This window comes from Bacillus sp. FSL K6-1284, from assembly GCF_038002625.1.
GTDB classification, from domain to species: domain Bacteria; phylum Bacillota; class Bacilli; order Bacillales; family Bacillaceae; genus Bacillus; species Bacillus paralicheniformis.
The window spans coordinates 4,336,126-4,356,226 of record NZ_JBBOCW010000001.1; the positions used below are offsets into that span (position 1 = coordinate 4,336,126).

18 protein-coding genes, 1 tRNA gene and 2 pseudogenes are annotated in these 20,101 nt (G+C 39.3%); 7 read left to right on the forward strand and 14 right to left on the reverse strand.

What is annotated here, in order from left to right:
• The first annotated feature begins 311 nt into the window (after nucleotides 1-311).
• From MHB72_RS21995 to MHB72_RS22025, 7 genes and pseudogenes are all read left to right on the forward strand, one after another.
• Nucleotides 312-1,955: a DUF2075 domain-containing protein gene (locus tag MHB72_RS21995; protein WP_216919096.1), complete on the forward strand. Its 1,644-nt coding sequence runs from the start codon at nucleotides 312-314 to the stop codon at nucleotides 1,953-1,955.
• Nucleotides 1,952-2,263, forward strand: a complete 312-nt coding sequence (locus MHB72_RS22000) for a nucleotide pyrophosphohydrolase (protein ID WP_075212816.1) — start codon at nucleotides 1,952-1,954, stop codon at nucleotides 2,261-2,263. Before MHB72_RS21995 ends, MHB72_RS22000 begins: the two co-directional genes overlap by 4 nt.
• Before the next feature lie 265 nt (nucleotides 2,264-2,528).
• Entirely contained in the window at nucleotides 2,529-3,431 is a 903-nt protein-coding gene (locus MHB72_RS22005; RefSeq protein ID WP_216919094.1) for an ABC transporter ATP-binding protein, read from the forward strand.
• A pseudogene (locus MHB72_RS22010) lies at nucleotides 3,428-3,580 on the forward strand (ABC transporter permease); the annotation flags it as partial. The gene MHB72_RS22005 and the pseudogene MHB72_RS22010, both read left to right, overlap by 4 nt.
• Nucleotides 3,574-3,921, forward strand: a pseudogene (locus MHB72_RS22015) (response regulator transcription factor); the annotation flags it as partial. The pseudogenes MHB72_RS22010 and MHB72_RS22015, both read left to right, overlap by 7 nt.
• Nucleotides 3,922-4,334: 413 nt before the next feature.
• Entirely contained in the window at nucleotides 4,335-5,063 is a 729-nt protein-coding gene (locus MHB72_RS22020; RefSeq protein ID WP_216919092.1) for a DUF4145 domain-containing protein, read from the forward strand.
• Between the two features lie 15 nt (nucleotides 5,064-5,078).
• Nucleotides 5,079-5,996, forward strand: a complete 918-nt coding sequence (locus tag MHB72_RS22025; protein WP_216919090.1) for a hypothetical protein — start codon at nucleotides 5,079-5,081, stop codon at nucleotides 5,994-5,996.
• A gap of 388 nt (nucleotides 5,997-6,384) precedes the next feature.
• Here the strand turns inward: MHB72_RS22025 and MHB72_RS22030 are convergent, their stop codons facing one another.
• The 14 genes from MHB72_RS22030 to MHB72_RS22095 form a co-directional block, all read right to left on the reverse strand.
• Nucleotides 6,385-8,343: an AAA family ATPase gene (locus tag MHB72_RS22030; RefSeq protein ID WP_216919088.1), complete on the reverse strand. Its 1,959-nt coding sequence runs from the start codon at nucleotides 8,341-8,343 to the stop codon at nucleotides 6,385-6,387.
• Between the two features lie 165 nt (nucleotides 8,344-8,508).
• On the reverse strand, nucleotides 8,509-8,988 hold the full coding sequence (gene rlmH / locus MHB72_RS22035) for a 23S rRNA (pseudouridine(1915)-N(3))-methyltransferase RlmH (protein ID WP_003177946.1): 480 nt from the start codon (nucleotides 8,986-8,988) through the stop codon (nucleotides 8,509-8,511).
• Nucleotides 8,989-9,068: 80 nt separating this feature from the next.
• On the reverse strand, nucleotides 9,069-9,227 hold the full coding sequence (locus MHB72_RS22040; RefSeq protein ID WP_003177948.1) for a CxxH/CxxC protein: 159 nt from the start codon (nucleotides 9,225-9,227) through the stop codon (nucleotides 9,069-9,071).
• A gap of 198 nt (nucleotides 9,228-9,425) precedes the next feature.
• The gene (locus MHB72_RS22045; protein WP_216919086.1) at nucleotides 9,426-9,908 is read right to left on the reverse strand and encodes a DUF4234 domain-containing protein; all 483 of its coding nucleotides are present in this window, start codon (nucleotides 9,906-9,908) and stop codon (nucleotides 9,426-9,428) included.
• Between the two features lie 429 nt (nucleotides 9,909-10,337).
• On the reverse strand, nucleotides 10,338-10,856 hold the full coding sequence (locus MHB72_RS22050) for a GNAT family N-acetyltransferase (protein WP_035338110.1): 519 nt from the start codon (nucleotides 10,854-10,856) through the stop codon (nucleotides 10,338-10,340).
• A gap of 30 nt (nucleotides 10,857-10,886) precedes the next feature.
• The gene (locus MHB72_RS22055; RefSeq protein ID WP_020453614.1) at nucleotides 10,887-11,357 is read right to left on the reverse strand and encodes a hypothetical protein; all 471 of its coding nucleotides are present in this window, start codon (nucleotides 11,355-11,357) and stop codon (nucleotides 10,887-10,889) included.
• 252 nt (nucleotides 11,358-11,609) lie between these two features.
• On the reverse strand, nucleotides 11,610-12,461 hold the full coding sequence (locus MHB72_RS22060; protein WP_043054529.1) for an SAM hydrolase/SAM-dependent halogenase family protein: 852 nt from the start codon (nucleotides 12,459-12,461) through the stop codon (nucleotides 11,610-11,612).
• A 288-nt stretch (nucleotides 12,462-12,749) separates the two neighbouring features.
• Entirely contained in the window at nucleotides 12,750-13,961 is a 1,212-nt protein-coding gene (locus MHB72_RS22065) for a S1C family serine protease (RefSeq protein ID WP_026580409.1), read from the reverse strand.
• Between the two features lie 82 nt (nucleotides 13,962-14,043).
• On the reverse strand, nucleotides 14,044-14,838 hold the full coding sequence (locus tag MHB72_RS22070; protein ID WP_003177960.1) for an MBL fold metallo-hydrolase: 795 nt from the start codon (nucleotides 14,836-14,838) through the stop codon (nucleotides 14,044-14,046).
• Nucleotides 14,839-14,852: 14 nt separating this feature from the next.
• Nucleotides 14,853-15,701, reverse strand: a complete 849-nt coding sequence (locus MHB72_RS22075) for a two-component system regulatory protein YycI (RefSeq protein WP_020453617.1) — start codon at nucleotides 15,699-15,701, stop codon at nucleotides 14,853-14,855.
• On the reverse strand, nucleotides 15,688-17,052 hold the full coding sequence (locus tag MHB72_RS22080) for a YycH family regulatory protein (protein ID WP_216919083.1): 1,365 nt from the start codon (nucleotides 17,050-17,052) through the stop codon (nucleotides 15,688-15,690). Before MHB72_RS22080 ends, MHB72_RS22075 begins: the two co-directional genes overlap by 14 nt.
• Nucleotides 17,042-18,886, reverse strand: coding sequence for a cell wall metabolism sensor histidine kinase WalK (gene walK / locus MHB72_RS22085; RefSeq protein ID WP_020453619.1), 1,845 nt, complete (start codon nucleotides 18,884-18,886; stop codon nucleotides 17,042-17,044). The genes MHB72_RS22080 and walK overlap by 11 nt, the downstream gene beginning before the upstream one ends.
• 7 nt (nucleotides 18,887-18,893) lie before the next feature.
• Nucleotides 18,894-19,601, reverse strand: a complete 708-nt coding sequence (gene walR, locus MHB72_RS22090; protein ID WP_003177967.1) for a cell wall metabolism DNA-binding response regulator WalR — start codon at nucleotides 19,599-19,601, stop codon at nucleotides 18,894-18,896.
• 415 nt (nucleotides 19,602-20,016) lie between these two features.
• Nucleotides 20,017-20,089, reverse strand: a tRNA-Phe gene (locus MHB72_RS22095).
• Nucleotides 20,090-20,101 lie beyond the last annotated feature (12 nt).

Here is a 20,101-nt window from a genome sequence, read left to right on the forward strand (position 1 = left end):
CCACCTGATTTCTCCATATCATGATAAATTGTTCAAGCAACACTGCTTCCGCAGCTCGCGGTCATGTTTAATTCTTTGATCCAATGCCGTTCTGATCTTATTAACAGCCACCTCTTATCGAGGCTTGCTACTAAGTTTTATTTCAACAAAAAACCGTTTGTTATAGCTGCTTCCTTGTCATCGTAGAGTCCGTGACAACCGTACGGCGCTTTTTCTGACTCTTTCTCCGGAAAATATTTGCATACTTATATCAATAGGCTGCCATAAATATGGTACTATTATTTTAAAAAAGAGATTCAGAGGCAGAAACAATGAATGAACTTGTGTTTGAAAAGAGAGAATTTACTTCAGATCATGTGAATGTTGTAAAAGCACTGCATTTAAATAACTATCCGATTGTGTACATCCTTTATAATGAGAAAAAGAAGCCGACTGCATATATTGGGCAAACGGTTCAAGCTGCACGGCGTTTGAAGAATCATATAGATGATAAAAAGCGAAAGAATTTGAATCGTTTTATATTAATCGGGCATGAGAAATTTCACCAGTCTGCGACCTACAATATTGAGTCAAATTTAATTAACTATTTTATCGCCGATAACCGCTATCAGCTTCAAAACGTGAGCCAGACCAGGTCTAGGGAAATGCACAATTACTATCAGAAACCCTTTTATAATGAAAATATCTTTCAAGTCATTTGGGAGAAGCTGAGAAAAGAGAAAATTGTGAGCGATTCTCTTGAAAACCTTAGGAACAAAGACATTTATAAGTTATCTCCTTATAAGGAACTCTCACCCCAGCAGCTTGATATAAAAAATAAGATCCTTGATTTCTGTCAAGAACGTATACAAAAAGAAGGAAATCATGTCATTGTCATAGAAGGAGATGCCGGCACAGGTAAAAGTGTCCTGTTAAGCTCCCTGTTTAATACAATTCAAGATTTAGCTAAGAGCGAAGACTCTTTTTTGGAAGAAACAGATAATTACTTGCTGGTGAATCATAGCGAAATGCTGAAAACCTATAAAAGCATCGCCAACAGCTTACCGAATTTAAAGAAAAAGAGTTTCATGAAGCCGACAACATTTATTAATGAGAAAACAAAGACGGGAGCAACAGCGGATATCGTATTAGTAGACGAAGCTCATCTGCTTCTGACAAAGGAAGATTCCTATAACAATTTCCGCTACCAAAACCAGCTGGATGAGATCATTAAGCGAAGTAAAATCACTGTTGTGATCTTTGATCCAAAACAAGTCTTAAAGATTAAAAGTTATTGGAACGATAGATTGCTCGAAGAAATCATCAATCAGTATGATGCGAAAACTGTGAAACTTACAGACCAAATGAGAATGAATGCCAATCCAGAAACGATGAAGTGGATTGACAGCTTTGTTGAAAAGAAAATTCTTTCTTTGCCGACTGAAGACTCCTCCTTCGAGCTAAAAATATTCGATGATGCTGCTGCGTTTAAGAAAGCCATTGAAAGTAAAAACAACAAAGACGGGCTCTCTCGGATTGTCTCGACATTTGATTATTTACATAAAAAAGATAAAAAGACGTACATCGTTGATGAAGAAGGGATTAACATGCCCTGGAACAGCACCCAGGATAAAGTGACATGGGCCGAAAATCCGACTTCAATTAAAGAAGTCGGCTCCATTTATACTGTTCAAGGGTTTGATTTAAATTACGTCGGCGTCGTTCTCGGCCCTTCCGTAAGCTATGATGAAGACAACGACGAACTGGTAATTGATACTTCCAAATACAAAGATACAGGGGCATACATTTCTCGTACAGATTTGTCGCCAGAACAGAATGAACAAATTAAAGAACAAATCATCTTAAATTCAATAAATGTCCTGATGAAACGGGGCATTCACGGTCTCTATATTTATGCAACAGACCCTAAATTAAGAAAAAGACTACTCGAGTTAGAAAGGGGAAAATCATCATGAGTGATATCCAAAGCCTAATCAACGCAATCAACGAATTCAGAGATGAACGAAACTGGAGACAATACCATAACCCAAAAGACCTCGCCATCTCAATCTCCATCGAAGCAGCAGAGCTGCTCGAAGACTTCCAATGGATCAGCAGTGAAGAAGCACTCAAAGCCAATAAAGAAAACATCCGTGAAGAAATCGCAGATGTTTTAATCTACTCATTCATGTTATGTAACGATCTTGGACTGGATGTAAAAGAGATTGTGGAAGAGAAGATTGTGAAGAATGGGAGGAAGTATCCGGTTAATCATAATGGTTGAGACTCTCCTTTTAAGTAGAGAGAGCTTCTTTCCCAATTGAAGACCGCTCTCTCTATCTCCATGATGCGTTGATGATGATGGCGCTCTGCTCGGTTATCTTACCGTAATCCCCCCACTTCATTTGCTTTTAGCACCGTTCGCTAGCTCCCTGTTATTTTTTTAAAAAATGACATTTGTCACCCGATTTTCATGACATCACTTACTAAAATCCGCCTCCCTCAGCTTATACAATGGAATGAGTAAATCAGGAGGTGGTCTGTAAGCCATGAGCGATGTTGTGAGCTTGACGAATGTGACAAAGACATTCCGCCAAAAAACGGCGGTTAATCAGATAGATTTTTCAATTAAAAAAGGAGAAATTATAGCCATTCTAGGGCCAAACGGCGCCGGGAAAACAACAACGATTTCTATGATATTGGGGCTGTTAAAACCGACGGCAGGCAATATCACATTATTCGGTTCCATGCCGCATGAAAAACGGGTGCGTGAAAAAATCGGCACGATGCTGCAGGAAGTCAGCGTCATGCCTGGTTTGCGTGCAGGTGAAATCATCGAACTCGTTAGGAGCTACTACCCAAAGCCTCTATCCTTTCAAAAGCTTAGAGCGTTGACAGGTTTGACAGACAAGGATTTAAAAACACAGGCGGAAAAGTTGTCAGGCGGGCAAAAGCGGCGTCTCGGCTTTGCCTTGGCGCTTGCCGGTGATCCAGAACTGATGATCTTTGACGAACCCACGGTCGGAATGGATATCACTTCAAGAAACCGCTTTTGGCAAACGGTTCAAACGCTCGCAGAGCAAGGAAAAACAATCATTTTTTCTACACACTACTTACAGGAAGCAGATGATGCCGCGCAACGAATCTTGCTGTTTAAAGACGGCAGCATAGTAGCTGACGGGACGCCGCTCCAAATAAAATCAAGAATATCGAAGCATTCAGTTTCATTTATAGTCGATCCCGAACAGTCGCTTGAAAAGCTGTATCAGCACCCGGAAATCAAACGGATTTTTCGTAAAAACAACCGGGTTTACATCGACACGGCCAATACGGACAAAATATTGGAACTCATTTTCGCAGAAAAGATCGGCGCTTATGATATTCAAATTGAACGCGGAAACCTTGAAGAGGCGTTTCGCCAGCTGACAGGCAAAGGAGACGATGTAAAATGAATGTATTTCAGATGCAATGCAGAATGGAAATCAAAAGAATGCTTCGAAACCGCTATTTTGTCTTTTGGTCATTGGCTATGCCGATTGCTTTTTATTATATTTTTACAAATGTCGTCAATACGAATGCTCCCGACCCTGCCGCTTGGAAGTGGCAGAAGAGCTGACGAAACTAGCCTCAAAAAGTAAGGTTATCATTTTAACAACATTCGCCCGCCCCAGCTACTTCGAACGCGCCGCCAAAAGCAATGTCCACGGCTATCTGCTCAAGGACGGGGAAATCGACGACCTCGCAGATGCCATTCGCAAGGTAAACCCGCTCACCGAACGGGAGCAGGACATCCTGCGATTGGCGGCTTCGGGAAAGACGACGAAAGAAATTGCCGCCGAGCTGTTCCTATCAGCCGGTACCGTCCGGAACTATATTTCTGAGAATATGCATAAGCTGGGTGCGAAGAACCGGACGGAGGCGGCGAAGGTTGCTAAGGGGTAGGTTTGACCTAGTCATTTCATAAAAAGGGCTTAGAAAAGGTTAAATTTAATATTTTAAAAGTTGTATAAATATTAATAACAAACTAATTTCCCAATGGTTTTTTGCTTTATTTTTCCCTTTTTAAATACTGGTCTCTGTATAATCTCTAAATACAGTTCATGCATGGATTAATGATATAATTATGTTTAATTGATATCAAGCCAACAACTAATCATCAATTCTCTTTCCCTAACATTACCATAACCATTTTTCGAAATACTTCCTTCATCATATTCTTCTCATTAGACTTTTTTCAAAATCTGTTTTATTGATATGCAAATTGATATAAGAATATTGTATAATACAGGTATAATTATGTTTTCTGAATCAAAGCACTTTTCAAAATTTATTATAACTTTTTTAGGGGTTTCATTATGTTCTTGGACAAGTTTATTAAATTTAGTAAGTTGAGTGAAAAAACTGAAATTGAGAAAGTGAAGCTATTAGCCTTTTATAAAAATTCTAATGATGGCACAAACTCATTCTCTATAGACTCTATATTACAAGATCTAAGTGATATTGGACATCCAATATCGAATATTTCTCGTCTAAAGAAGAATATAGCAAAATCAAGAGATTTCAAAAAGAAAAATAAAGATAATACATATGTATTAACACCCTCTATAAGAGATAGGTTGCAAAAAGAATATGGCAGTTATTTCGAAAACACAGATGAAATTACTTCTTCTAATGAGGTTCTCGATGAGGGCTTATTTTTAGGTAAACGAGGATATTTAGACAAACTAATTAAACAAATTAATAATTGCTATACTAATAATTGTTTTGATGCTTGTGCTGTACTTATGCGGAGAGTTTTTGAAGTTTCTCTTATTCTCGCCTATGAGCATCACCAAATTCAAGATGACATAAAAGATGCAAATGGCGATTATTTAATGCTTGAAAAAATAACAAAAAATGCGTTAAAAAATAAAACATTAAATATCTCACGTTCGAGAAATGAATATAACTCAATAAGAGAATTAGGGAATTTTGCTGCACATAAAATAAAATACAATACTAGAAAAAAAGATATTGACGATATTAAACAGACTTATAGAGTGTGTTTAGAAGAATTATATTACCTCGCAGGTTTATTAAAGTAGGGAGGACTAAATATAATGACTAATCGAATTAGAATTAAATTAGGATCAATTGAGTTTGAAGTTGAGGGAGATAAGGACTTAATTCAGAACGAAAGGCAGCAATTTCTCAATTTTTTACCTCAAGCTTCTGCATATGTATCTCATGAAGAACAAAAAAAAATTATAGATGTTACATCGGAAACGTTGGGATCATCTGAAAGTTTGACTATTATTGAAAATGAAAAATACGAATCTACAGCTAATTTTTTTAACAAAAAATCTTTTAATAAAGATGTAGAATTAGTAATGGGGACTGCTTACTTTATTGATATTATTGAAGGAAACGGCCCTTTTACAATTAAAGATATTGAGAATAAACTAGCAGAAGCTAGATATCCAAAGCCATCAAACATTTCACGTGATATAAGTAAAAATATAAAGAAAGGATATATCGATGAACATACTGAAAAACGAGATGGATTAAAAACATTTAGAGTTCTTTCTGAGGGGAAAAAATGGTGTGAATCTTATATTCCATCTGAATCTACATTAAAAACTAGGAAGCAAACTACTAGTAAGAAAAATTCCAGAAATAGTTCTAAAACAAAATCGACCAAAAAAATTTCAAAACCAAATCTATTAACAAACCTTAATTTCAGACCAAATGGAAAATTGTCTTTAAAAGATCTTGTAAAGAATTATAATATTAAATCTGATATGGAGAGAGTTTTATTTATTGCTTATTACCTAGAAAATGAATTGGGAATTGAAGAGATAACAATAGATCATTTATACACTGGTTTCAAAGAACTTGAAACCAAAATTCCTACCGCACTTACCCAAGTAATAAGGCATACACAAAATAGAAAAGGTTGGATTGAAATTAATGATAATATAATTAATGTCTCAATTCACGGCGAAAATTATATAAAGTTTGATGCTGAAAAAAAATAAATGAGGTAAGGTTAAAAGAATTTTAGAAAAAGTGTTTATAAAGTTAAATATACATTTTTTCTTTTATAAATACAAAATAAAAGTGATTAATTTCTCACCATCTGAAATTAATCAGGGGGGATATTTGTACTTCTCCCCTGATTTCGATTTCTATAACCAAAATATATTCACTATTATGAACAACTCTCCTAATATGTTTTTATAAACTCCCTGATGTACTTGTATAAATCCTCTTTCCTTCGAAATTATATAACTTAAATAATTTGGAACTGTAATATTCTTGGTCAACGGCTAATCATCATCATTATTTAGCACATGTGGAATTTCCCCAAAAAAATTATCGTAACTCTTTAGTTCCTTTTTAGTTGTCATTAATAAGACCATCTAGTCAACTAATAAAATAATTAGTTATAAGATCAAATAACATTGGAACTTTTGTAGACTTCTGATTTTCTACTTCTTTAAGATAATTTTCAGCAATTATATACTTACTTCGATGATCATCAATAAAAGAATATATTTGTTCTTTTTGCTTAATACCTTCAAGAGTTAATGGGCTAAATATTGAATTCTCCCCTTTTATGATTGAAACTTTTATTTCATCGTTAAAAGTAAAACTTGCTAATGCATCTCTTTGTCCCATAGAGCCATGTTCTTGAATCGATTTAACTACTGCATAATAAAGAATTTTAGGTTCTAAGCAATCTTCAATTTCTGATGGTTTATAATAACCGTTTTTAATCAATCTACTAAGATCCACCTTACTCAGTTCTCTGTTAATTTGAATTCTAGAAATTTTTAACTTATCATTAACTTCATTTGGGGAATCAATAATGTTTAACATATCGTCAGTGTCTACAAGACATAAAACTTTACCCTTTAAAGGCTTGCTTTCACTTTTTTCCGAAAATGGAATTAGTAAATAATTATATAGTTTTACTACATTACCACATCCCCCAACTGCTAATATTTTCAAATTGGGAATGCTGGTTAAATAATGTTCGAGATATAGCTTATCATCGCTTCCCTCACAAATTATCCAGTTTGTATCATCAGCCCTCATTGAGCTTAAAATTGATGATGTAAGTTCAAAATAGCTTTTAATCATGACATCTCTAGGCAAGGATCCTCTCTTCTCAAAATAATTATTTAAGTCATATGAAAGTATATTTATCTTTCTGCTACTATCATTTCTTTCAAGAAATTGAAGATTACCAGTATCTGTTACAGGGAGAGACCCATACCAGTGCGTTGTTAATAACAACTGGTTATTTTTCGAAAGTCTTTGGAGCCTTTCAAATTGATTAAAAGCATTTGAAATATGTAACGAATTTTCAGGTTCATCAATTGCTAAGACTACACTTTTTTTAGACTTACTTTCGCTCTCTAAGAGAAAGGCTGTGGCAACATCAATTAAGGCAATCCTTTGTTCTCCAGAACTTAGTTCATTAATCTCTTTCTTCTCTTTTTTTAGTGTCCTTATTGAAAAAAAAGCCTCCAATATTTTTTTTCTTACATCTGTAGAGGTAAGATTCTTTTTAAATGCTCCTTCTACTTTAAAAGCATACTTGTTATCTATTTCTCCTATTATGTGATTTATTGATTTCATATACTCATTTAGGGAATTATTTAAGAAATCAATAACACTAATTGATTTTCTTCCCTCTTTAAAGTTCTTTTCATTTAAAATAGAATCAATTTTATTTAATATATCCGTACTCATTAACTCTTGCATTTCGCGATTTTCAATTTTAAGAACACTACTTGTATTCGTTTCAACCGGAATATAAATATAAGAGTAATAGTCCCTTATTATACTTAAAAGTACATCATAATCAAATCTCCCTAAATTCTCAGGCATATTCTTTAAAAGATCCTTAGTAAACGTACTAAAAAACACCTTATTTTTATTCTCATAACTTATTCCAATCATAAACAAATAATAGTTTTCAGGATCGTATCTATATTTTAGCTCATCTCTATAACGAAAGAATATGGTAAATTCTTCAGAATTTAGATTTGGATTTATATCTTGATTTGATGTCCAGAAATAATCACTAAGAAATGAAATAAAATTTAACGCTTCTGTATTAGGAACTTTTTGGTTCAACTCCTCTTTTTTTATTAAAAATACTGGTGCTAAAAACGTTTGTTCTTTTTTACCATTTTTGTTTTTGTTCCAATATCTATTATTGAAAAAAGTATTCAGACCTTCCAAAATAGAACTTTTACCAACACCATTGTTCCCAACAAAGATGGAGTACTTATTAACGTCATCATTACAAATCGGTATAAAATATAATCCTTGATATGTTTTGTAATGCCTCAAAAATAAACCTATAATCATAAAATATACCACCTGAAAAATTTTTTAAAGCACTTACATTTACTCCTTATACTACTTTTTGAGTATATCACATTAGTCTTATAATATCTTTGTTCGATGATAGAAAGTATTTTATGTTGCAACTACTAACAATTATGTCATTTTTCTTAATCTCTAAAACCTCACTCACTTATGATAAGGTTCCCCCCGATTAATCCGAAACGCCCGATAAACCTGTTCCAGCAAAATCAGCCTCATCAGCTGATGCGGGAACGTCATCCGTGAAAACGACAGCTTTTCATCTGCGCGCTTCAGGACGGCGTCGCTCAAGCCGAGCGAGCCGCCGATGACGAAGGTTACCTTGCTCTTTCCATATGTGGCGAGTCTATCCATATTATCGGCTAATTCTTCCGAACTTTTCATTTTTCCTTCGATTGCCAAAGCGATGACATGGGCGTCGGGGCTGATTTTGGAGAGAATTCGTTCGCCTTCTTTGTCTTTGACGATTTTCATGTCCTGATCGCTTAAGTTTTCCGGGGCTTTTTCGTCCGGCAGTTCGATGATGTCGACTTTTGCGTATGCCGAAAGCCGTTTTATGTATTCGTCAATTCCTTGTTTTAAATATTTTTCTTTTAGTTTTCCGATTGCTACGATTGATATATTCACAGGTCATCCCCACTTTAAGAACAAGTTATTCAGATTCTTTATCCACAATTGTGGATAAAGGTTGTGTATTTAGTGTCCGATCATTCGTTCCCCACTATATATACTGCAGGCTTATCGCACAATTCACAGGTTGTGGATAAACTGTGTGTATGTTCGATTTTTCTGATTTCAGGGGCCAATTCTTCTTCATCCACATACATGTCAATGACGGTTTCAATATGCTCTTCGCAAGACTTCATAAAAGTCCCTCCAATATCTGTATCATTGGGCTCTTTTATAAAAAAGCTCCTTATTCAATATACCCTATTTATGCACATGTTAGTAGGTTTTAGCATGACTTCATGCGGTTATCCACAAGCTTTTATATTCCTCTGGATAACTCTGTTCCAGCTAAATTAAAAACACCAGCTAATCTCGCTGATGCTTTCATCTTGTTTTTATATTGCTTCTCTTTTTTCCTGAACAACTGAAGAATGCTGATTCGTGATATGCTGCAAATATGAAACGTTAAGAATGAAAGTCCAAAACCCGTTAACCGGCTTTTCTGACAACCCAATAAATGCTTTTCTAACCTTAAATGCACTAACTAGATTTATCGTCCAAAAAAGGAGAAATGAGAGCTGCGGGAGGAAGCTGTGTCCGGGGCGCAGCGGGAGAAGCAAAATGCTGTTGCTGTATGGCAGCAGATCTTCTCTTTGAAATGTGATTGAGTAAAAAGTCCAAAAAGGCTCCAAAATTGAAAAGACGCTTAACAGCAGCGTCACTTTTATGGCGACATACGGGAGCTTAATTTGGCATCGTTCTAAATTCTTTCTTCTTGAAAGAAACCAATACGGGATGTATATACCCGACGTTATGATTGTTAATAACACCGCATATATGGCTTTTATTTTCGGAAATTCTTCTAATTCCTTACTCATGCTGAAACACTCTTCTTTCCTTAAAACTGTTCTTCCAGGTCTTTTTATCCTTGTCATCTATACTTTTCCACTTTCCATATCAAAATGTACTATATTGAATGCAATAAATCAAAATCCATTGAAGTGTCAAATTGGGATTTTCTTAGGTATATGGATTCTTTTTTTTGACCTGAATAAAAAAACTATATCATTTTACCTAATCCTTATTTCTTATTCACCTGCAGAAATTCGACAATCAATAGGACATTATTCGTCATATTTTTACCTTTGTAATATGCAATCTGTCATTACGTAACATAAAGAGGTTCATTCGAATCATTTTGTCTTTTTTTCGTTATTTCCCACCTCTCTCAAATAGGAATAATGACACGCTTTGTTTCATGTGGAACATTGGCCATGAAAAAAGATCAAAGCTTCACAGCTTTGATCTTACAGCCTCTTGCTCATATGCAAATCCGTCGTCTCAAAATTCATTTTTTCATAAAGCCGCTTCGCCTTTTTATTATGGGCGAATACATGCAGGGACAGCTTTTGGACTCCTAATTGCTTTGCCTCTTCTTCTAAGACGGCTAAAGCCTGCTGGCCGATTCCCTGCCCTCGATACGCTTCATAAAGCCCGAAATCGTAAATAAATGCTTCCTTTTGAGGATGGTGCGGGTCAGCGTAGAGCCAAAGCCAACCTGCGGCATCCTCACTGTCGTCCATGATTGACCATAGATGATGGTTGTTCGTTTCAATGCCGTTTGGCAATAGAGCTGCAAATTGCTCTTCTGCTTTCTCCATCGCTTCCGCCACTGTCCATGTGCCCGCTTTTACTTTCTCCATGGCGTAATGCTGGATGGAATAGGCATGGTATGTCTTAAAGTCTTCTTCCGTCATTGGCATTAAACGGATTGCCGGTTTTTTTCTCGGTTTGTTTAAGTCAATTTTAATTTTTGATTTCAACATCAAATTGTGCTTCACTTCCTTGTTTATTGATCATGATGCTTTGCTCAGCCATTCGCTTTTCGGCTCGGAAAGTTTATTGATTCTGTGCTGAATGTAAATGACATTCAAAAGGAACGCAAAAATGGATCCATTCGCAGGTTCTTTGCCTGAGAGCTTGTTTAATGAAGCGGTCACCACCAGTGCGCAGTAAATCAAAACACCTGCGGACAGAATCAAAATCACGCGGTCGAGCAGCATATAAAGGCTGTAATGCATGTCAGGAAAAGCGATTTTTGCTGATATTCTAATTGGAATCGAAAATAAATGATAAAATATGATAGCTTTTAACGTGGTGTAGGGAATATCATGATAAGGCAGCAAATCGAAGCTTTTTTTCCTGGATAGAAACCAGTATGGTATGTAAACCCCCAGTGTGATCAGACATAGCACAAAAACGGACACGATACTTCTGCTCTTTACATTAGACAGCGTTTTCAACGCAGTCTGCACATTGTCGTTCATATCATTCCTCCGGACACTCGTTTTCCAAACAAATGAATTGAATGAATTTTTTCATAGCAGCGGCACACCCCCTCAATATATTCTTTTCTCCGCTTTTAGACAATATGACTTAGGTACCAATATGACAAATGTACTATTTTTTAAAAAGGATTGCCGCCTTCTCGATTAGCTGAAAAATGTGTGACAACCGTTTTTATGTCATAAGAATGAAACAAAAAACAAAGAGCCTGATTGGAATTCAGGCTCTTTTGTTTACCGCTGTATACTTTTTTGAAGAGAAATCTGCCAGTTGATGCCGGTGCCAATATGGTGTGTTTTGGCAAAGGATCCTTGATTGAGGGCAATACCCAGGCGGTCTAATGAATTGATATAAACAACCGGCTTACCGACCGGCATATCAGCAAACGACCGTCCAAAAGCCATCGTTTGCTGATAGACTTTGGTGTCCTCGTGTTTGATGACCACTTCCACAGGATCTCCGTATTGAACGTCAAGTGACTTGAACAGTTTACGGCTGATATTTGTCCAAAGGTTTCCAAACCGGATATCTAAAATGTCGATCGTTCCGGTTATCCAATCATTTTCGATATAAGCTTCCATGACCGGAAGTTTGACGATGGAATCTGTTGAAACTTCAGGACCGATCCGGTCGAAGCTGAGAATCCCGGCTGCCAGTCTTGCCCCGGTGTAAGCGTAAATGTCGCGTCCATGGAAAGTATGTGATTCGCCTGATCTCGGAAGCCTGTTTTGCGCTTCATCAAGATAGCGCACTTCGACAATCCCATTCTGCCGGCTGATATGGGTGAGTGTTCCGTTGTCCGGTGTGATGATATATTGATCGGAAGAGGTTCTGACTGCGACGCTGCGGCGTTCCGAACCAACACCTGGATCGACGACAGACACGAAGACAGTGCCTTCAGGCCAATAAGAAACGGACTGTAGCAGCCGATAGGAAGCCTCCCAAATGTGAAAAACGGGAATGTTGTGCGTCAAATCAAAAATCCGGAGTGAACTGTCAACTGAATAAGCCACGCCGTACATCGCATTTACCGCCCCGTCATCAAGGCCAAAATCAGATTGTAATACAAGTGCATGCTGACTCATCCTATCTCCCTTTCCGCCTTGATTTTCGCAGTGAATCTGCCTTTGCCAAAATGTTTAAATCATCATATCGTACGCGAAATTGAAACGCAATATGATGTTTTGTCTATTTTTTAGAAACTCTCATTTTTATTGAAGCAAAAACTTCGATTTCACACCCTAAAAACCCGATTATTCATCCGGAAAGTCTTATTTTCCTCTCTAACTATCCCATTTTTGACTTTTGACGATCATTCCTCAGACTTGGCATAATAAAAAAACAGCCCGGCCGTACCGGCCAGACTGTCTTTATCAGCTTCCCAATTTGGATCGGGACAGCTTTACTTCTGTTGTTCTTTCTTTTCCGCCCCGCAGGTATTTGATTTTCACCTTATCGCCGACGTTTTTGGTGTAAAGCTTTTTACGCAGATCAACGATATCGTAAACGCGGTCACCGTTGAATTCGACGATGACATCAAGCTCTTTCAAACCGGCTCTGCCTGCAGGAGACACCGGCTGAACGCCCATTACAACGACCCCTGATGTTACGTCTTTCGGCAGTTTAAGCGTTTCCTGCCAGTGGTAGCTTGCAATGTCGCCAAGTGATTTCATCTCAATTCCGAAATACGGCCGTCTTACTTCTCCGTACGTTTCCAAATCTTCGATAACCGGAATGGCAAGGTTGGCAGGGATGCTCAGACCGATGCCTTCGACGGCTGATTCAGCGATTTTCATCGAATTAATGCCGATGACTTTTCCATCAATATTAAACAGTCCGCCTCCGCTGTTGCCCGGGTTAATGGCAGCATCCGTCTGCAATACTTCGGCATTCCAGTCCGGCTGTCCGTCTCCGTTTGAATCGACCGGAACAGCGCGTTCGGTTCCTGAGATGATTCCTTGTGTAACAGACCCTGAAAACTGCAGGCCGAGCGGGTTTCCAATCGCGATGACAGGCTCGCCTGTCTTCACTTTATCAGAATCTCCGAATTCAGCAGCCGCTTTTATTTTATTGCTGCTGACTTGCAGGACGGCCAGATCCATCAGTTTATCACTGCCGATCAGTTTTGCCGGAATCCGCGTTCCGTCATTCAGACTGACTTCGATTTGGGATGCCCCTTCAATGACATGGTGGTTGGTCACAATGTGGGATGTTTTGCCGTCCTTTTTATAAATAACGCCCGAGCCTGTTCCCGCTTCGCTGTCTCCATCCCATACACCGGTTTTTTGGATGTTGATAACGCCGACAACAGAATCAGAAACCTTAGAGACCACTTGTGTGACTTCATTGTTCACGTTGACGGATACATTGCGGACCGCACCGCCCTGCTGAGCTCCTTGACCTCCGCGCGCTTCAATGACTTGCAGATTGTACGGCAGCCATCCCTGCTGCGAGAGATACGGCAGCGCAAACACTGTTAAAAGAGCGCCGATAACGGCGCCGACCAGGCTTGAAAACAAAAAGCTTCTCCAATTTCTCACCGGCTTTTCCCGAACGAATTTTTCCTCATCATGATTAAACTCCACTATATTCAAATCCTTTCAAGGAACGATATATGTATATAGTGTGGATCATCTGCCCGCAGATTAATCATTCAATCAGTAAAATTTACACCGCTACAAGAGGTGTCGGTTTCTTAGGATCGGTATCATATAAGTCAAACGTTTCTCCCGCTGCAAATCCTTTGGCAGCCAACGTTTGCTGGACGGACATTCTCGCTAGCTCTTTCATGTTGTTGTCCTGGCTTAAATGAGCCAAATAAATTCTCGATGTCTCATCACCGATTACATCAGTCATTGCGAGTGCTGCGTCCTCATTGGATACATGTCCGACGTCGCTTAAGATCCGGCGCTTGATGTTCCACGGATAGCGGCCCATTTGCAGCATGCCGACATCATGATTGCTTTCAAAAACAAAAGCGTTTGCCGAGCGGATAATGCCTTTCATTCTGTCGCTGACATAGCCCGTATCCGTAATCAAAGCGAGCTTTCGGCCATTATAATGAAAAACATAAAACATCGGCTCTGCGGCGTCGTGGGATACGCCAAACGATTCGACATCGAGGGAGCCGAACGATTTGACGGTTTCCATTGGAAACACGAATTTTTGGCCGTTATCCATTTTGCCGATATGCCCTTCCATCGCCTTCCACGTTTTTTCATTGGCGTAAACGGGCAGCTCATATTTTCTTGCCAGCACACCAAGTCCTTTTATATGATCACTGTGCTCATGCGTAACAAAAATGCCGTCAAGCTGATCAAGCTTTCGGTCAATTTGCGCCATCAGCCCTTCCATCGCCTTCCCGCTAAGTCCTGCGTCAACTAAAAAAGCGTGGTCATCGGTTTCCAAATATAAAGCATTACCGGTACTCCCGCTCGCAAGTACGCTAAATTGCAGGCTCATGGTTTCTCACTCCATTATGATTTTTCCTTTTTCTCTTGTGATTGAAGAAGCGCTCCATCCCGTGCATCCACGATAAATTCTTCGTGAATGGTTTTATCGTCCGTTTTGCGCTCCACTTCGATCCGCCAAACGGGCACGAAAATTTGCGCGCTTGCCAGCGGATACTGCGTGAAATAGCCAAGCTCGGCTGATTTAATTTTGCTGTACTTCTTCAAATAATCCGGATAGTACAAAGCTTCAACCGCTCCGACTGCGGAGATCAGACTTTCCGTTTTGACTTCTTTTATATCCTGCAGCATCGACTGCTTATATGAAACAACTTCGTTTTTATTATTCAGGTACAGAACGACTTCGCCCATCTCTGTGTTATCATCGTTTTGCCGATCCTGAAAAATGTAATTTCCATTATAGGTTTGGAAGAAAACGATCTGTTTTCCGGATTTATCGACTTTCCAAAGCTTGTACTTGTTGCCGTCGATAATCTCTTCGTTCACGATTTCCCTTGCTTTTGTCTCCATATCCGCTTTCGGAAGTGCAATGGGTGTTTCAAATTCCATTTCTATTTCCGTCAAAGCGTTCTCTTTTGCGGTATTCATTAACGCCTTCGGCTTTTGCCCTTTTAACGATTTAATCTCGCTTTGCTTAAAGACTCGCTTTTGTGCAGAGATTGAGGAACCTTTTGATGTCTCTTTAGACAAGTTGCCGTATGAAATATGGTCTGCTTTCATATCTTCCTGCAGCGTTGATTTTTCTAAAATCGGAAACTGATTGTTGCTGCGCTTATCAAAGTATTGAAAGGCCAAAAAGATATCAAGGATGAGGAAGACGATAATGAAGATTGTTTTTGTTCTATTCCACTCCATTCTCAACGCCCTCCTTCACCGCTGAATCTTTCTTTGATACCGGCTTTATCGTACCGTTTATTTTAATGCACCAAGTCGGTACAAGTTTTACAAGAGGGTCTTGTTCCTCTGATACTGAGACCATTTCATAGGCAGGAAAGATTTGCTCAATCTTATCAAAGTCATACTCTTCATTGTCTTGCAGGAACTGAATCAATTCTTCTCCGCTCATGATTTCTTTATCCTTTTTGCTGACCGGATTAGCGTTTGCGCCCAAGACATATGTTGGGTGTTTATAATCCAATATGTCGTTGTTTGCCCAGCGAAGTTCAATCGCTGTCGTTCCGAAAGGCTGGTTTTGGCTGTTAACGACCGGCAGCTGATCCATAAACAGATTAAAGTTGATCTGCTGATTTTCATTCAAGCCGAAAAATTGATAATCATCCGTCCAGCTTCCCGTGTCGTTTAAATATTTAAAGCTTTTATTGATCAGCTCTCCATTTTGATAAGCAGAACTCGGTTCCAGGTTGCGGTGCTGGAACTTAATCTGTCTGTTGTTCGAGTAGACCTCCAAAAGGCTTGTTCCATCCGTATATACCGGTCGGTTTAAGTTGGTTTCCTGCCGGACGGTTTGCGGATCATCAAATAAAGCTTTTTTAAAACGCGTCGGGCTGATCGTTTCTGTAAAATACTCTTTTTCAGACAGCTTCAGCCTATTAACCGGAAGCAAGACATCTCTGCGAGAATTGATTGCAAAGTCCTCGTAAAGAGGCATCTGCGATTTTTCTTTTTCAATGTCTGCAAGGATGTTGCGGTAATTTGCCGATTCAATCACCGCTTCAACAACCGTCTCTTTGCTGAAGGATACAAAGTAGATTTTTTTCATGCCCCGTCCTTCATTGAAAGGAAGAACAATTCTGTCAAAAGAGTTGTATTCATAAGAGTTGGCGGACCATTTGAAAAGCGGCTGCAGCACATCGATTGGAATATTGTCGCTAAAAACGAGATCCAATTTGGAGTCTTTATTTTTAGCGTACAGCCAGTTTTTGAACTGCTGCCTGTCAAATTTGTCCGAGATATCCTTTAACGATTTGACTTCCCATCGGCTCATGTCGTCCCAGAGCTGAGAATAGAGCGTCGTATCATTCAGCAAATAATGCTGTCCATTCTCATGAATGAACATTTGCTGAGGTTTGACGGCTTCATTTAGCAACTTTGTCTGATTTGTAATCGGCTGTTTATCGCTGACCTGAGCCTGTGAATCTTCTACTTTTTCGTAATTCCCCTGAAATCCCCAAATATTAAAAGTAAAAAGAAGACTGATCAAAACCAAAAGGGACAGTATTATCGTTTTAATTGTTTCACGCTTCATCCCAATCATCCTCTTGTTCTTCTTTATATGGCAGGGTAAATGTGATCGTTGTTCCTTTTCCTTCGATACTGTCGGCCCAAATGTCGCCGCCATGGGCTTGTACCATTTCTTTTGCGATCGCAAGACCAAGCCCCGTACCGCCGAGTCTTCTTGTTCTGGCTTTATCGACACGGTAGAAACGCTCGAAGATCTTCTCCATGTCTTTTCTCGGAATGCCGACACCTTCGTCTTTGACACTGATATAAAGAAGCTCTTCTTCTTCATTTACATCAACAGAGAACGTGATATGGCCTCCTTCAGGGGAATATTTCAATGCATTTGAAATGATATTATCCAGCACTTGCGTAATCTTGTCCGGATCGATTTCAACATACAATTCTCTATCCGGCAGATTACTGATAAACTCAACATGCTGCTCTTTCGTCATTTCAAAGCGCTCAATAATCAATGAGAAGAAACGGATAAAATGAATCCATTCTTTATTGAATTGGTAGTCCTTGCTGTCAAACTTAGAAAGCTGCAGCAAGTCGTTGACAAGTCTGATCATGCGCTCTGTTTCATTCTGTGTCACATTCAAGAAGCGCGGCGCAATGTTTGGATCCTGCCACGCGCCTTCCGCAAGCGCTTCTAAATAGCTGCGCATTGTGGTGAGCGGCGTTCTTAGTTCGTGGGAGACATTTGCCACAAATTCTCTCCGTTCTTGATCGATCTGCTCTTGTTCTGTGACATCGTAAATAACCGCAATCAACCCATCAATCTTTCCGTGTTCTTTTTGGATGACCGAGAAATTGACGCGAAGCACAGACGTCCGTTCTTCCTGTTCAATTTCAAGAAGGAGCGAGTCCTGCTGTTCAACCAAATCTTCGAACGTGTATTCATCTTCAAGGCCGAGCAGTGAGGTGATCGGCATTTCGAGAGCCGTTTCACGTGAAACATTTAAAAGCTCCAGTGCCGGCGTATTAAGCAAAATAATCGCGCCATTTCGGTTTGTCGCGATAACCCCGTCTGTCATATAGGCAATAACAGAAGATAGTTTTTTTCGTTCGCCTTCTGTCATGGATTGAGCTTCTTTCAGCTCTCTCGTTAAATAATTAAACGTTGTGGCCAGCTGGCCGATTTCGTCGTTTCCGTACTTTCTGACTTTTCTTGAGAAATTTCCTTTCGCCAGTTCAATGGCCTGCTTTCTCATATCTGACAACGGATGTGTAATCGTTCGCGCGACAAAAATCCCGAGGAATGCAGTGATTCCAAGCGCAATAAAAGTTCCAGACGCTAAAATGGTGTTGATCGTCCGGATTTGATTGTAGACATTATCCATCGATGCCACGACATAAATGGCCCCGATCGTCTCTTGATTCGATTTTTTAATCGGCGTGACTGAAATCCGCACTTTGCTGTCACGCTCCGGGTCGAAAAATTTGTTTTCGTACGGAATACCGACAAGCAGTGTCCTTTTAATAATGCCCTCTGTTGTCTTTTTCCCCGCCACCTCCCGGTTATAAGGATTGGAGGTCGCGATGACTTCATAGCTTTTATCAATCAGACTGACTTCGAGAATTTCGCCTTCCTTGCTGAAATCATTTAGAATCCGCTCTGCGTCTTCTTTCAAGGTAGTCGAGGAAGACGTGCTTCTATCCTTCGTCATTTCCTGTTCCAGATAATACGAGAGGTTGTTCACCCGCTGGTCAAGAGAGTCATTATATGATTTAAGAAGTGACTTCTCCATCTCATTGACAAAGTAGACGCCGATAATCTGCATGGCAACGATAATCAGCAGAACGTATATTAAGGTAAACTTAAAATGAATCGAGCGGAAAAAACTGACTTTATTCATTTCGGTATTAGTCCTGTTCCGGATTTCTCAAATAGTAGCCGACACCGCGCCTTGTGACGATCCAGCTTGGGTGACTCGGATTATCCTCGATTTTTTCGCGAAGGCGTCTGACCGTAACGTCAACTGTCCGGACATCTCCAAAGTAGTCGTATCCCCACACGGTTTGCAGCAGATGCTCACGCGTCATGACCTGCCCGATATGTTTAGCAAGGTAATGCAGCAGTTCGAATTCCCGATGCGTCAGTTCGATTGTCTCGTCTCGTTTTGAAACGACGTAGGCATCCGGAAAAATGACGAGCGATCCGATTTGAATTTCGTTTGAAGACGATTCTTCTTCGGCAGGAGCCGCTGTGTTCTGTCTTCTCAAGTTCGCTTTGACACGCGCGAGCAGTTCGCGAGTGCTGAACGGTTTTGTCACATAGTCGTCAGCTCCCAGTTCAAGACCGATGACTTTATCGATTTCCGAATCCTTTGCTGTCAGCATAATGATGGGCATATCATATTTTTTGCGGACTTCACGGCACACTTCCACACCGTCCTTGTTCGGAAGCATGATGTCGAGCAGAATCATATCAGGGTTGAGATCCTCAACCATCTGAAGCGCTTCATTGCCGTCGTATGCGCAATGGACTTCATAGCCCTCTTTTTTCAGATTAAACTCTAAAATATCAGCAATCGGCTTTTCATCATCTACAACTAGTATCTTTTTTTCCATTATTCGTTCCCCCTGGTTCAGAGTTTGGATACAATACAGCCAGCGGATGGCTGCCTAAGTTTTATATCAAGTACACTGCATGTCTTCATTAAAAAACACTTTCTAGAAAATAGATTTCTTATACATTATAACGTTTATGAAGCAAAAGTTAAAAAAATAGTTCAAAGGAAAACGTTTGGAAATTAAATCCACCTGCTATTTTTCCGCTTTTATCACAACAATTAAATTTTTGTGACTTTTTTTACTGAAAAATGAAACATCTTCCCCTTCAAGACCGTCTATATAGTAACGTCTTCTTCTTCGGCCGGGTTACCGGCCTCCCTTTTTTTCTCCTTTTTATTCCTTCAGCATTTTATTTCCTTGTTTTCAGCTAAAAGAAAACGCATCTGCTTAAAAACAGACGCGCTTTTTAGAGTGGCTCGGGACGGAATCGAACCGCCGACACACGGATTTTCAGTCCGTTGCTCTACCAACTGAGCTACCGAGCCAGGTATGTAACT